10 protein-coding genes are annotated in these 13,396 nt (G+C 72.1%); 7 read left to right on the plus strand and 3 right to left on the minus strand.

Translation table 11 applies throughout. The features are described from left to right. The first annotated feature begins 58 nt into the window (after nt 1-58). Genes dhaK through ACWIHY_RS07280 form a run of 3 tightly spaced genes read left to right on the plus strand, consistent with a single transcriptional unit; the run spans nt 59 to nt 2,134 of the window. Complete coding sequence (gene dhaK / locus ACWIHY_RS07270) at nt 59-1,051, plus strand: dihydroxyacetone kinase subunit DhaK (protein ID WP_454374634.1); 993 nt, start codon at nt 59-61, stop codon at nt 1,049-1,051. Between the two features lie 55 nt (nt 1,052-1,106). Then, entirely contained in the window at nt 1,107-1,727 is a 621-nt protein-coding gene (dhaL, locus tag ACWIHY_RS07275; RefSeq protein ID WP_454374778.1) for a dihydroxyacetone kinase subunit DhaL, read from the plus strand. Further along, entirely contained in the window at nt 1,724-2,134 is a 411-nt protein-coding gene (locus ACWIHY_RS07280; RefSeq protein ID WP_454374635.1) for a PTS-dependent dihydroxyacetone kinase phosphotransferase subunit DhaM, read from the plus strand. The genes dhaL and ACWIHY_RS07280 overlap by 4 nt, the downstream gene beginning before the upstream one ends. A 69-nt stretch (nt 2,135-2,203) precedes the next feature. Here ACWIHY_RS07280 and ACWIHY_RS07285 read toward each other — a convergent pair whose 3' ends face one another. Then, entirely contained in the window at nt 2,204-5,710 is a 3,507-nt protein-coding gene (locus ACWIHY_RS07285) for a phosphodiester glycosidase family protein (protein WP_454374636.1), read from the minus strand. Nucleotides 5,711-6,180: 470 nt separating this feature from the next. Between ACWIHY_RS07285 and ACWIHY_RS07290 the strand changes: the two genes are divergently transcribed. Continuing rightward, entirely contained in the window at nt 6,181-8,013 is a 1,833-nt protein-coding gene (locus tag ACWIHY_RS07290) for a bifunctional sugar phosphate isomerase/epimerase/4-hydroxyphenylpyruvate dioxygenase family protein (protein ID WP_454374637.1), read from the plus strand. On the opposite strand, the gene ACWIHY_RS07295 is transcribed toward ACWIHY_RS07290, so the two are convergent. Continuing rightward, a complete protein-coding gene (locus tag ACWIHY_RS07295) occupies nt 8,014-8,979 on the minus strand; it encodes a DUF4331 family protein (protein ID WP_454374638.1) in 966 nt (321 codons plus the stop codon). 176 nt (nt 8,980-9,155) lie between these two features. Between ACWIHY_RS07295 and ACWIHY_RS07300 the strand changes: the two genes are divergently transcribed. From ACWIHY_RS07300 to ACWIHY_RS07310, 3 genes are all read left to right on the plus strand, one after another. Continuing rightward, nucleotides 9,156-10,100, plus strand: coding sequence for a glycoside hydrolase family 16 protein (locus ACWIHY_RS07300; protein WP_454374639.1), 945 nt, complete (start codon nt 9,156-9,158; stop codon nt 10,098-10,100). 177 nt (nt 10,101-10,277) lie between these two features. Continuing rightward, a complete protein-coding gene (locus ACWIHY_RS07305) occupies nt 10,278-10,877 on the plus strand; it encodes a hypothetical protein (protein ID WP_454374640.1) in 600 nt (199 codons plus the stop codon). After that, a complete protein-coding gene (locus ACWIHY_RS07310; RefSeq protein ID WP_454374641.1) occupies nt 10,874-11,623 on the plus strand; it encodes a fibronectin type III domain-containing protein in 750 nt (249 codons plus the stop codon). Before ACWIHY_RS07305 ends, ACWIHY_RS07310 begins: the two co-directional genes overlap by 4 nt. On the opposite strand, the gene ACWIHY_RS07315 is transcribed toward ACWIHY_RS07310, so the two are convergent. Further along, nucleotides 11,610-13,112, minus strand: coding sequence for a UDP-N-acetylmuramoyl-L-alanyl-D-glutamate--2,6-diaminopimelate ligase (locus ACWIHY_RS07315; RefSeq protein WP_454374642.1), 1,503 nt, complete (start codon nt 13,110-13,112; stop codon nt 11,610-11,612). The two genes, ACWIHY_RS07310 and ACWIHY_RS07315, sit on opposite strands and share 14 nt — an antisense overlap. Between the last annotated feature and the right edge of the window lie 284 nt (nt 13,113-13,396).

The raw sequence follows: 13,396 nt of genomic DNA on the forward strand, positions 1-13,396 counted from the left end.
CACGTGACTCCGAACTACATCTGACGATCAGCCACTGACAGCTCACCAGGAGGTACGCATGAGGATGCTCATCAACGTGGCCGAGACCGTCGTCGCCGATGCGCTGCGCGGGATGGCCGCCGCGCATCCGCGGCTGGCGGTCGACGTCGAGAACAAGGTCGTCGTCCGGGCCGACGCACCCGTAGCCGGGCAGGTGGGGCTCGTGTCGGGCGGGGGCAGTGGGCACGAGCCGTTGCACGGGGGGTTCGTCGGGCCCGGGATGCTGTCCGCCGCGTGTCCCGGTGAGGTGTTCACTTCGCCCGTCCCCGACCAGATGGTGCGGGCCGCTGCCGCCGTCGACAGCGGGCAGGGTGTCCTCTTCGTGGTCAAGAACTACACCGGCGACGTACTCAATTTCAACATGGCGGCCGAGCTCGCCGAGGACGAGGGCATTCAGGTCGCCAAGGTGCTCGTCAATGACGACGTCGCCGTGACCGACAGCCTCTTCACAGCGGGCCGGCGGGGCACCGGTGCGACGCTCTTCGTCGAGAAGATCGCGGGCGCCGCCGCCGAGGAGGGCGCGCCGCTGGAGCGGGTGGAGGCCGTCGCGCGGCAGGTGAACGAGTCCTCCCGCAGCTTCGGGGTCGCGCTCAGTGCCGTCACCACGCCCGCGAAGGGTGCGCCGACCTTCGACCTGCCTCCGGGCGAACTGGAGTTGGGCATCGGCATCCACGGCGAGCCGGGGCGCGAGCGGCGGGCGATGATGACCTCGGGCGAGATCGCGGACTTCGCCGTCGACGCGGTACTGGAGGACCTGCGGCCGACGCGGCCCGTGCTCGTACTCGTGAACGGCATGGGTGCCACCCCGCTGCTGGAGCTGTACGGCTTCAATGCCGAGGTGCAGCGCGTCCTGTCCGAGCGGGGTGTCGCCGTGGCCCGTACGCTCGTCGGGAACTACGTCACCTCGCTGGACATGGCGGGCTGCTCGGTGACGCTCTGTCAGGTCGACGAGGAGCTGCTGCGCCTGTGGGACGCGCCGGTCGAGACCCCCGCGCTCCGCTGGGGTCGCTGAGCCGACGACGTACAGACGTACATCCGTACCGACCGTGTGAGGAGATCCTGTGCTTGTGCTCGACGCCCCCTTCTTCCGTCGCTGGATGTCGGCCATGGCGGCCGCCGTGGACCGTGAGGCCGGCCGTCTCACCGACCTCGACTCGGCCATCGGCGACGCCGATCACGGCAGCAACCTGCAACGCGGCTTCGCGGCCGTCGCCGCCGCACTGGAGAAGGAGCCGCCCGCCACACCCGGCGCCGTACTCATGCTCGCAGGGCGGCAGTTGATCTCGACCGTGGGCGGGGCCTCCGGGCCGCTGTACGGGACGCTGTTGCGGCGTACGGGCAAGGCGCTCGCCGACGACCCCGAGGCGACGCCCGCACAGCTCGCCGCGGCGCTGGGTGCGGGCGTCGACGCGGTGGCGCAGCTGGGCGGGGCGAAGGCCGGGGACAAGACGATGCTGGACTCGCTGATTCCGGCGGCCGCCGCGCTCGGCGATTCGCAGTCGTTCTCCGCCGCGAGGGCCGCGGCCGACGAGGGGGCGCTCGCGACCGTACCGATGCAGGCGCGCAAGGGCAGGGCGAGCTACCTGGGCGAACGGAGCATCGGGCACCAGGATCCGGGGGCGACGTCGTCGGCGCTGCTCATCGGTACGCTCGCCGACGTGGCGGAGTCGGCGGAGGCCGGCGCGTGAGCGGGGGCAGGGTCGTCGGGGTCGTGCTCGTGTCGCACAGTGCGCCGGTCGCCACCGCTGTCGCCGAGCTGGCGAAGGGCCTCGCGGGCGGCAAGGAGACAGCGCCGGTGGCCGCTGCGGGCGGCACCCCCGACGGTGGGCTCGGCACCAGTGCGGACCTGATCGCCGAGGCGGCCAGGTCGGTCGACGCGGGAGCGGGGGTCGCCCTACTGGTCGACCTCGGCAGCGCGGTGCTCACGGTGAAGGCGCTGCTGGCCGAGGGGGACGAACTGCCCGAGGGGGCGCGGCTGGTGGACGCGCCGTTCGTGGAGGGCGCGGTCGCGGCCGTGGTCACGGCCTCGGCGGGCGCGGACCTGGACGCGGTGGAGGCGGCGGCCAGGGAGGCGTACGACTACCGCAAGGTGTGATGCCCGCTCGCGCGGCTCGGGGCCCTGCCCGCGGTGCGGGCAGGGCCCCGGCTTGCGACGGCCCCGAGGTCACCGATGATGTGCGGCTGCCCTGTCGCCGTGCCTCTCGGCCGCGACGCGGACCTCGGTGCGCTGTGTAGTGCCGTTGACCGTCACCGCGAGGGTGACCGTCCCGGGGCGCAGCGCCGTCAGAGTCCCCGTGACCGGGTCGAACGCGGCTGTGTGCCGTGGCCGGGCGTCCTTCGCCGGGCCGATGTGGAGGTTCGGGGAGCCCGTCCAGTCCGCGCTCAGCGGGAAGGCGACCGGGACCCGCCGCGCGCCCTGGGTGACGGTTGCCTCCACTCGCGCGGCGCCGCCCGGAGGCAGCGTCGGCGGGGCGTCGAGTACCAGGGCGTCCACGTGCGCGCGGGTCTGGACCGACAGCCAGTCCGGGCCACCGTCCCAGGGGCGGTGCCGGGCCGTCGCCTGCTCGGCGCGGGAGACCTTGTCGACGCCCACCAGCGACCAGCCGGTGAAGCCGCCCTCGCCCGCCGGGCCCGCCGGTGTCTTACCGGAGTTGCCGTTGACGAGGTACGGCACCCCCTCCACGTGTGCGGCGTGGAAGACCCCGACGTGGCTGCCGATCAGGCCCGCGCCCTTCCCGGTCGTACGCCGGAAGCCGGCCAGCCAGCCCTCGATCAGCGCCGCTTCCTTGCGGTCTCCCAGCTGGCTGCCCTTCTGTACGGTCGGGTCGCGCGGCGGGACGTGTTCGATCACCATGACCGAGCTGACGCCATCGTCCCGGGACGCCGCGTCCAGTTGCGCGCGCAGGTTCTTGATCTGCGCGAAGCCGCCGCCCCGCAGGCTGAGGCTCGAGGTGTCCAGGGTGATGAAGCGGGTGCCCTCGTGGTCGAACGTCCGCTGGGCGGGGCCGAATTCGGCGACGAAGTTGTCGATCTTCCCACCCATCACCTCGTGGTTTCCCGGTACGTAGTACCAGGGCAGGGCGTCCCCGAGTTCCTCCGTCAGGACGCGGCGTGCGAAGGCGAGGTCGGCCGGGGAGCCCTCGTCGACGAGGTCGCCGTTGACGACCAGGAAGTCCGGCTTCGCCGCCCTGATCTCGCGCAGGGTGCGACGCGCCTGCGCCACGATCGCGCTGTCCGGGGCACGGGCGACGAACTGGGCGTCGGACATCACCGCGAACTGCCAGTTCCTGGCCTCCGTTCCGGCCGCCGGGTCGATGAGCGGGTCGACGGGCGCCGGCCGGTCCGGGAGGTCGACGGTGGGGGGCACCTGTGCGATGAGGGTGTCGATGACGATCTCGCCCGTGTACTGCTTGGTGGCCGCCGTCTCGGCCAGGTAGAAGCGGTGCACTCGGAGCGGCATCGCCGCGCCCGGGGGCACGGCGAAGGCGACCTGCCGCCAGCCGGTCCAGGTGACGAACGGGCCGCGCAGGAGCTGGTCGGAGCCGGCCGCGTCCTTCAGGTGCAGCGTCGGCCAGGCCCCCTTGCCGTCGCCCTTGATCCACATCGAGAAGGACTGGGGCTGGCCGGCCACGGTGACCGGCTGCGGCGGGTTGGCGTAGGCGGCGCGGGTCGCCGTCGACTGCGTGAAGTCGTACGTGAGTCTCAGTCCGGTGCCGGTGCGGCCCTCGGGCGTCGCCGCGACGGAGCCGCTCGCACGCGCCTGGCTGAAGGTCCAGTTCGCGGCGTCGTCGAAGGCCGTCACCGCCTGCTCGGTCAGGCCGACGCCGACGGCGAGAGAGGTGACCTTGCCGCCCACGGTGGCCCTGATCTCGCCCGCGCCGCTCCCCGTGCGGGAGGTGACGGTGAAGTTGCCCCGGCCGTCGTCGCGGACGTCGAAGAGCGAAGGGTCGTAGTCGAGCCGCACGTCACGCGGTTCCACCGGGGCGCTGGCGCCGTGGGCGTCGTACCCGACGATGCCGAACGTGCCGCTCGCCGCCGCGTCCGCGAGCCCCACGCGCCGCGTGGTTGCTTCGATGCGCGCCAGGTCGTCGAGGACGGTCAGCCGCATGTCGCCGTCGGCGGAGCCGCGGTGTGCGCGCACGTGCGTGGTGCCGCTGCGGCGCGCCGTGAACAGTCCGCCGCCGTCGACCCTGCCCACGGACGCGCGGGAGCTCTGCCAGTGCGGGGCGCCCTGTGCCGGTCCGTACGTCTCGTCGTAACCCGCCGCGGTGAGCCGGCGCGTCAGGCCGGGGAAGACCCGTTCGGGGTGACCGCCCTTGACCGGGTCGGCGGTCGGTGCGCCGCCGGCGGGCGTACGGGTCTCGACCCAGTAGCCGCGCAGGTGTCCGCTGCCGTCGGGGGCAGTGAGGGCCAGGCCGTTGGGTACGGTGCGTTCGCTGCCGTCGGACGGGCTGTTCTCCACCTCGAGCGAGTCACTGCCGGGTTCGCGGGCGATCAGGGTCGAGGAGCCGCCGCCGTCGAGGTTCAGCGCGCTGTGCGATCCGGCGCGTTTCATCATCCGGCCGAGTTCGGTGAGGGTGACGCCGCCGCTGTCGGCCTGGCGGCCGTCGACGGTGATCACCTGCATCTCGCTGCCGTCCTCGGAAAAGCCGACAGCGGTGCGGGGCGCGGCGGCGTTGTTGCCCTGGCCGTCATGGTTCTGCGGCATGCCGTCCACGACCAGCAGTTCACGGCCACCGACGGCGGTGCGCGGCACCGGTCCGCTGTCGGTGCGCGCCTTGTACTCCATCGCCACCGTGTCGCCCGGCTCGAGCGCGTTCAGGGCCGTCGCCCCCTCCTCTCGGCCGACGAGGACCGTGACTCCCTCGGGGACGGGGCCGGTGCCGGGCCGGTCGTCGACCGTGACGACCTTTCCGTCCCGTACGACCGCTTCGGCGACGGGCGTCGCGGCGTCGACCGTCAGCGCGCGGTCGGCCGTGCCCCAGCCGGAGTTGTACGCCCCCACTCCTCCGGGCGGGACGTTGGCGGCGTTGTACGACGCCAGCGGGTACGTCCCGGTGGGGAGGGTGAGGGTGCCCTCGAAGTACAGCTGGAGGACACGGCCCGCGCTGCCGGGTCCGATGGCGACGGCACGGTTGACGCCGGGTGCCGGTGAGTGGACGGGCTTGCCGTCCTTGACACCGGGGCCCTGCGGGGCGCCGGTCTGGTTGATGTCGAAGAAGTCGGCGTTGATGGCGGCGACGGTACGGCGGCCGGCGCCCGGGTCGTGCGCCGCGGCGAGTTCGGAGACCGAGCGGCGGTCGGAGACCTTGCCCGAGTGGAGGTAGTCGGCCTGTACGCCGCTGCCGTCGAGGTCGACGGAGAGCGTGTCGACGCGCAGCCACTTGTCGGATTCCAGGCGGTCGTACGAGGTGAGGCGGACGCCCGGGGCGACCGGGCGGGCGCTGCGGGCGGTCTCGATGCCGTCGCCGTCGACGACGGATGTGGGGCCGCCGGGTGGCGCGCTCGCGGGTGGCGGCGCCACGGGTCTGAGAATCTCCGCGGAGTTACGGGGACGGGGATCGGGGGTCGTATCGGCGGTGGCGGGGGTGATCGCCCCCGCCGTCAGCGCGGTCACCGTCGCGAGGAACACGACGGGCCGCTTGAGGGAGCGAACTGTGCCTGGGCCCACAAGTCCTCCTATGAGACGGCTGGTTGGGCTGGGCAGCGGGCAGTAAGCGCTGTCGCCCACAGCATCGCGGCGCGCACGGTGACGCACCAGAGGGCGACGGGGGCCTCGGGGAGAACATGCGGCACCGCCGAGGTGACACGGGGTCGGGTCGCGGCACCGCCCGTGTGCGCGGTGCGGACGTGTACACGTTAGGGGGCAGCGCGGGACGCGGGGAGCGACACTGGCCGGGCGACGGACCGGCCCATCCGTTCGGCCTTGCCGACGCCGCGGCCCGGACGTTCGGTCCTTCCGCGCCGCCCCCTCCGCCGCACTGCTGCATCCGGGGCGCCACGTCGCCGGTGTGGTCTACGGGCCGTCCGACACGGAGCCGCTGCGCCCGGATCGGGGCACTGAACTGCCGCACGCTGGACAGCGGCGGCGTGGTCGCCCACATGGCCGCCCTCGTCGCCACCCCCAGCCAGGAGTCCCCGATGCGCAAATCCATCGCCACCGTCTCCCTCAGCGGCTCTCTGACCGAGAAGCTGGAGGCCGTCGCCCGGGCCGGGTTCAGCGGCGTGGAGATCTTCGAGGACGACCTTCTCGGCTGCCCGCTGCCGCCGGAGCAGATCCGTAAGAGGGCGGAGGGCCTGGGCCTCGGCATCGACCTCTACCAGCCGTTCCGTGACTTCGAGGCCGTCGCTCCCGACCGGCTCGCGGACAATCTGCGCCGGGCCGAGCACAAGTTCCGGGTGGTGGAGCGGCTCGGGGCCGGCATGATGCTGGTCTGCTCGAACGTCTCACCCGACGCCGCCGACGACGACGTGCTCGCCGCCGGCCAGCTGCGGCTGCTCGCCGAGCGGGCCGCGGAGCACGGGATCAAGATCGCGTACGAGGCACCGGCGTGGGGCCGGCACGTCGACACGTACCTGCACGCCTGGCGGATCGTACGGATGGCCGATCATCCGAACCTCGGCATGTGCCTGGACAGCTTCCACATCCTGTCGCGCGGTTCGGACCCCGGCGGCATCGAGGCCATCCCCGGCGACAAGGTCTTCTTCCTCCAGCTCGCCGACGCCCCGCTGCTCGCCATGGACGTACTCCCCTGGAGCCGCCACTACCGCTGCTTCCCCGGCCAGGGCGGCTTCGATCTCGCCGGGCTGCTCGCCCATGTCCTGCGCACCGGCTACGCGGGCCCGCTGTCGCTGGAGGTCTTCAACGACACCTTCCGGCAGGCGGACAGCGGGCGGACGGCCGTCGACGCGATGCGCTCCCTGATCGCGCTGGAGGAGTCCGTCGCGCAGGTACTCGGCACCGGCTCTCCGCTGCCCCGGCCCGTGCAGCCCGACGGGTTCGCCTTCGCCGAGCTCGCCACCCGTGACCACAAGCGCCTGGGCGGACTGCTCGGCGCGCTGGGATTCGCCCGTACGGGACAGCACGAGACCAAACCGGTCGAGCTGTGGGAGCAGGGCCGGGCCAGGATCCTCCTCAGCCGCGTCCACCCCGAGAGCCCCACCGACACCTCCCTGGTGGCCATCGGGGTGGAGTCCCGGGATCCTGCGCTCTCCGCCGAGCGCGCCAAGGCGCTGCTGTCGCCCCCGCTCTCCCGCCACCGCGCCCCCGGGACCACGCGGCTCGACGCCGTCGCGGCGCCGGACGGCACCGAGCTGTTCTTCTGCGACCCGGTGAACCCGGAGTGGCGGGAGGACTTCGACGCCTTGACGCCGCCCGGGGGGCACATCAGCCGCATCGACCATGTGGCGCTGAGCCATCCCTGGGACCAGTTCGACGAGGCGGCCCTGTTCTACCGCTCCGTGCTCGGGCTGCGGCCGCAGGAGAGTGCCGAAGTGGCCGATCCGTACGGTCTGTTGCGCAGCCGCGCGATGTCCGACGACGCCGGTACGGTCCGCCTCGCGCTCAACGTCGCGCTCGTCGGGGGGCGGGACCTGCCCGGGCAGCACATCGCGCTCGCCGACGACGACATCCTCGCGACAGCCCGCCGCCTCCGGGACCTGCCCGACGACGTACTCCTGCCCGTTCCCGACAACTACTACGACGACCTGCGGGCCCGTTTCGACCTCGGCGAGGAGCGGCACCGGGAACTGCGCGAGCTGGGGCTGATGTACGACAGGGACGACGACGGAGAGTTCCTCCACCTCTGTACGGTCACCGTCGGCCGGGTCTTCGTCGAGGTCGTCCAGCGCTTCGGCGGCTACCGCGGCTTCGGCCTGCCCAACACGCCGGTACGGCTCGCCGCCCAGCACGCGCCCGCCCCCGCCCCGGACGGAGACCAGGCCTCACCGCGGGCGGGCGCGCCGGGCGCGTGACTAACCGGCCGCCGGGTGGGGGTGGGGTGCACCCAGATAGGGGAACTCGGGGAGCAGGTCGGTGTGCGGCCCGATGTGGTCACCGGCGATTTTGCCGCCCGAGATCATCGCGAGCCGGGCCGACGTGACGTCGTCGGTGAGGGTACGGCCATTGGGGTACGCGGCGGTCCGTCCCCGGTCGTAGAGCAGGATGTCCGGCAGGACCGTGCGCAGGGCCTCCTCGGCGGTCCGCGCGTCGTAGCCGCCGGTGTGCCGGAGCACCTCGGTCCACGCCTCGTGGTACGAGTCCCAGTCCGCCGCGGGCTCCCCCGCGTTGTAGGCGTCCTTCACCTCGTCGGCGTTGAAGTACGCCGTCAGGGAGGGGTGGGCGCCCCGGTCGACCGAAATGAGCTGCCCGTTCTGCCGCACACTCACCCGTGCCCACACACCGATCGGGTCCGCGTCGAGCTCCTCGCTCGGGATCTCCAGGACCATGCCGAGAACGTTCTTGTCGGCTCCCCAGTCCACGCCCGTCCACTGGAAGTCCTTGACGATGCCGTCCAGGTCGGCGAAGAACGGGTCGCTGCGCAGGCCGGCCGAGAAGAGATACGGCCCGGCTTCGATCACGTTGGGCTGCGCACCGAAGGAGACGGGCGCCTCGGCGATGATCTGCTGGCCCCCGGGCTCCGGGCTGAGGGCCTGCGCCCCCGTCGCCCAGTACACGCTCGCCGTCTGCTGCCCGTCGGCGGGCGGGGAGAAGACGAAACTGAACGCCACGTCGGCCCGCTCGTCACCGTCGACGTCGACATTGATGCGGTAGACCGCGTCCGGATGGAACGCCGCACCCGTGGCAGAGGCGATCGGGTGGACGTTCATGATCAGGACGGTCCGGTCGCCAGGCACGGTGAACGCGAACAGATCCGTCAGATCCAGTCGGGCGTCGTCCATGGGCGAGCGCAGGTTCGGTCCGCTGAGGTGATGAGACATGCCCTCAGCCTCCGCCCCCGGCCCTCTCGGCGCACGGCGGTGCCCGCCAAACGCGCCCCCGGTTCACTCCCCCGGCCACTCCTTCGCCGTCCGGCCCGTGTACGGCGGAGCCCCGTCCCCGTACGGTATGGGGCGCACCGTCCGGAACAGGCAGCGGTATCTGGAGGACCGGGCCCATGACCGTACACACGCACCGGCGCCCACGGCGTCGTCTTCTGCCGGCCGTGCTTGCTCTCGCCCTGCCCTCTCTGTTCTTCCTCTTCGTGTGGCTCATGCCCGCGTCCGGCGCGGTCGCGCCCTCGCAGGACGCCTGCCGCACGGTCGGCGACAGCATGCCGCGCGGTCACTGCGGGCCGTTCAGGCAGGTCTTCGCCGAGAATTTCAACGGCGACTCGGTGCCGCTCGGCTCGTTCAGCGACTGCGACCACTACGCGGATACGAAGGACGCGTACTGCGGGGGCCTTCCGGGCGGGTACCGGGACGACTGGTGGGCCTACCCGAGCAGTTGGCAGGACACCGCCACGTCCGGCGCCGACGGCAACACGGTCAGGTCCGTGGGCGGCACCTACCACCCGGAGGACACCGTCAGCTTCGGTCCCGACGAGAGCGGCGACGGGCGGATGAGCATCCGGATGTGGCGGCCCGAGGACGGCGGGCCGGTCCACGCGGCGGCCGTGGTGCCGAAGAAGCTGATGGAGCAGACGTACGGGAAGTACAGCGAGCGCTTCCGGGTGGTGCGGGCCGCGCCCGGCTACAAGTCGGCGCACCTCTGGTACGGCGACGGGTGCGAGATCGACTACCCGGAGCAGAACTGGACCGACACGATCACCGCGTTCACCCACCCGTGCGACGGCGGGCAGCAGGACATGTTCGCCACCGGTGCCCGCTGGACGGACTGGCACACCACGTCCGTCGAATGGACGCCGCAGGAGATCCGGTACTACCTCGACGGCGTGCTCATCGGGTCGAGCACGCGCGGCGTACCGTCGGGGCCGCTGTCCTGGATACTGCAGAACGAGAGCGCCCTGTACGGCCCGCCCGCCGAACCCGGCTCGTCGGCGCAGCTCGACATCACGTGGGTCGCCGGTTACGCGTACGAGGGCGGACCGGCCGGGAGCTGACCAGGCCCCCGGGGGGAGACCCCGGACAGGAGCCGGCGACGTCACGTCACGGAACCCGCCGGGACTCCGGCGGGTTCCATCCGTGAATTCAACGTGCCCCATTGCCAGTCGACTTGCGCGGCTCTACGCTCACACGATCCCAGTCATGAACAACGTTCACATATGGGGAAGTGAGCCATGCGAAGCAAACTCCTCGCCTCCGCGGCCGGCCTCGCGGTTGCCGGCGGCCTGTTCCTGGCCCCCGGCGCCCACGCGGAAGTCGAGCCCGGCGGCTGGACCTCGGTCTCACCGGCGTTCAACGTCCAGGAAAGGGGATGCGGACGGGTCGACAACCTGACCTTCACGCTGACGTGTTCCACCGCGAGCGGCGACCAGCGCGCCGAGCGCCGCTATGCCACGTACACCGGCGGGACCCGGCAGTTCGAGGGCTATTTCCGGATCAGCAGCATGGGCGGCACACGCATCAGTCTCAAGCAGACCTTCAACGACTCGGCGCCGGGCCCCTACTTCATGCTGGCGGCCGAGCGCGGGGGCCGCCTGTACGCCGTGCACGGCGGCGCCACGCTCTCCAACGCGGGGACGGTCGGCGCGAACGTCCGGGTGAACACGGTCCACCAGGTGGGCAACGAGCACCGCACGTACATCAACGGCTCGCTGAAGCACACGTACAGCAGTCCGGGCGGGAGCTTCTACGACAAGTTCGGGGCGTACCGGACCAGCAGCGGCAACGGCCCGGCCACGGTGGTCTGGAGCAACGTGAAGTTCTGGCGCAAGTGAAGGCGACGGCCAGGGCCACGGCGGCGGGACTCGTCCTCGCACTGGCCGCCTGCACTCCCCCACCGGCCGGCGACGTCGCGCCGCCCACGGCCACCCGCCTGACGGCTGCCCTCGACTCGCCCGTCGACATCACCCTGCGGTGGACGGGCGAGGACAGGGGCGCGGTCGGCCGCGTCGTCGAATTCGCGACCGCGGCGCGGGGCCCGTACACAATCCTCCAGTACGTGCCCCCCGGGCAGCGGACGTACCGGCATCCCGACCTGATGCCCGGGACCCCGTTCCACTACCGCCTTCGCCCGTACTACGGCTCCGCCTCGCGGCCGGTCGAAGTCACCCTGCCGCCGGGCGGGTTGTCGGAGAGGGCCCAGAGGGACGACCACGCGTGGGCGCCGCCGCGACGCACGAACGGGAGCCGGGCCGTACAGACGCGTCCCGTACGGGACGCCGCCGCCGCGCCGGCCGGCCTGAAGGCAACCGTCAAGCACGCCAACGGCATCCGCTTCGCCTGGACCGACCGCGCCTCCGACGAGGAGGCCCAGCTGCTGGAGATCAGGACCGCAAGCAGCCGCTCGTGGAGACCGGCCGCCGTCCTGGACCCCGGCGTCGACTCCTTCGGTCTGATCACCCTGCCCGACGAGAAGAGGGCGTCCTACCGGGTCCGGGCCATCGCGTACGGCGAGCGGTCCAATGTCGTACGCCTGAGAACCGGCACGGCGCCGCCCCCTTCTCCGGTCACGCCTCGCTGAGTTCGCGTACCGTCGCCATGTCGCTGAACGGGATCAGCTGGTCACCGACGATCTGGTACGGCTCGCTGCCCTTCCCCGCGACCAGCACGATGTCGTCGGGCCCGGCCGCGGACAGCGCGTACGCGATGGCGCTGCGGCGGTCGGCGTACCGCTCAAAGGGTGTTCCGGTCGCCTCCAGACCGGGGGTGATCTGGTCGAGGATCTCCTCGGGATTCTCGTTCCTGGGGTTGTCCGAGGTCAGCACGCACAGGTCGGAGTGCGTCCCGGCGATCTCGCCCATCTCGGCCCGCTTGGTGATGTCGCGGTCCCCGCCGCAGCCGAAGACCGTGACGATCCGGCCCGTGGCGAAGCCGCGGATGGTGGTCAGGACCTTGTCCAGCGAGTCCGGCGAGTGCGCGTAGTCCACGATCACGGACGTTCCGGCCGGCGTCCGGAAGCGTTCGAAGCGTCCGGGAGCCGTCGGCATCCGGTCCAGCGCGGCGACCAGCCCGGCCAGGTCGTGGCCCAGTACATGGCAGGCGGCGACGGTGGCCAGCGCGTTGGCGACCGAGAACCGGCCGGGCACGGGGATCGCCGCCGGGTACTTGCGTCCGTCGTGGTGCAGGGTGAACCGCGTGCCCTGGCCGTCCATGCTGAGGTCCGTCGCCCGGTAGTCCGCTTCCGCGTCCAGGGCGTACGTCGTCACCGCGCCGGGCATCATCGCCACGATCGAGGCGCCCACCGCGTCGTCCACGTTGACGACCGCTCGCCGGCAGAGCCCTTCGAACAGGCGCAGCTTGGCGTCCCGGTAGTTCTCCATGGTGCCGTGGTCGTCCAGGTGGTCCTGGGTCAGGTTGGTGAAGATGCCGACGTCGATGAAGGAGTCGTCCACCCGGTGCGTCAGCAGCCCCATGGAGGTCGCTTCCAGGACCACCGTGGAGACCTCACTGTCCCGCATGCGTCCGAGCAGGTACTGGAAGTCCGGCGACTCGGGCGTGGTCAGCACCGTCCTCGGCATCGGGATGATCTCGTCCCCGATCCGGCTGCCGCCCGTGCCGATGACGCCCACCTGCGCGCCCTCGGCGATCCGCAGCAGGGACTCGACCATGTACGAGACGGAGGTCTTCCCGTTCGTGCCGGTGACGGCCACCATGTCCATGGCCCGCCCGGGCTCCCGGTAATAGCGGGAGGTGACGGCCGCGGCCGCCCTCCTGATGTCCGGCACGCGTACGACGCAGGCGCCCGCGGCGGCCGCGGACACCGACGCCGGCAAGCCCCGGTCCGTATCCCCGCCCTCTCCGTCACCCTCGACGAGCACCGCCACCGCGCCGCGAGCGATGGCGGGGCCGACCGCCTCGGGGCCGCCACCGACGTGCCCAGGCACGGCGATGAACAGGGAACCCGGCGACGCCCGGTGGGCATCGAAGCACGTGCCCGCGGTGATCGTCGTCTCCGGATCTCCCGCGAGGACCTCGTGGTCGTGGCCGGCCAGCAACTCGCTCAACTTCACAGGGGTCCTCTCGGGGGGGGTACGGCGACGGCCGGGCGTCCGGCGTCGGCAAAGGCGGCGCCCAGGGCTGGGAGGCCCGGTCGCGGAGATGCGACAACAGCACATAAGAAGGGAGGAAAGGGGGCAATGCGGGTGAAAGCGCTATGCGTACCGGGCAGAGGAGACCGGATCAGAAACCGGCGGGCAGCAGCGGGGCTCTCACCGGGAAAGGGAATCGCTAGCCGTGGCCGTGCAGGGCCCGGCACAGGGCATGAGGAGCCCGGCTCAGGCACTCCCCGGCTCCC

Source organism: Streptomyces sp. NPDC055287, from assembly GCF_053646035.1.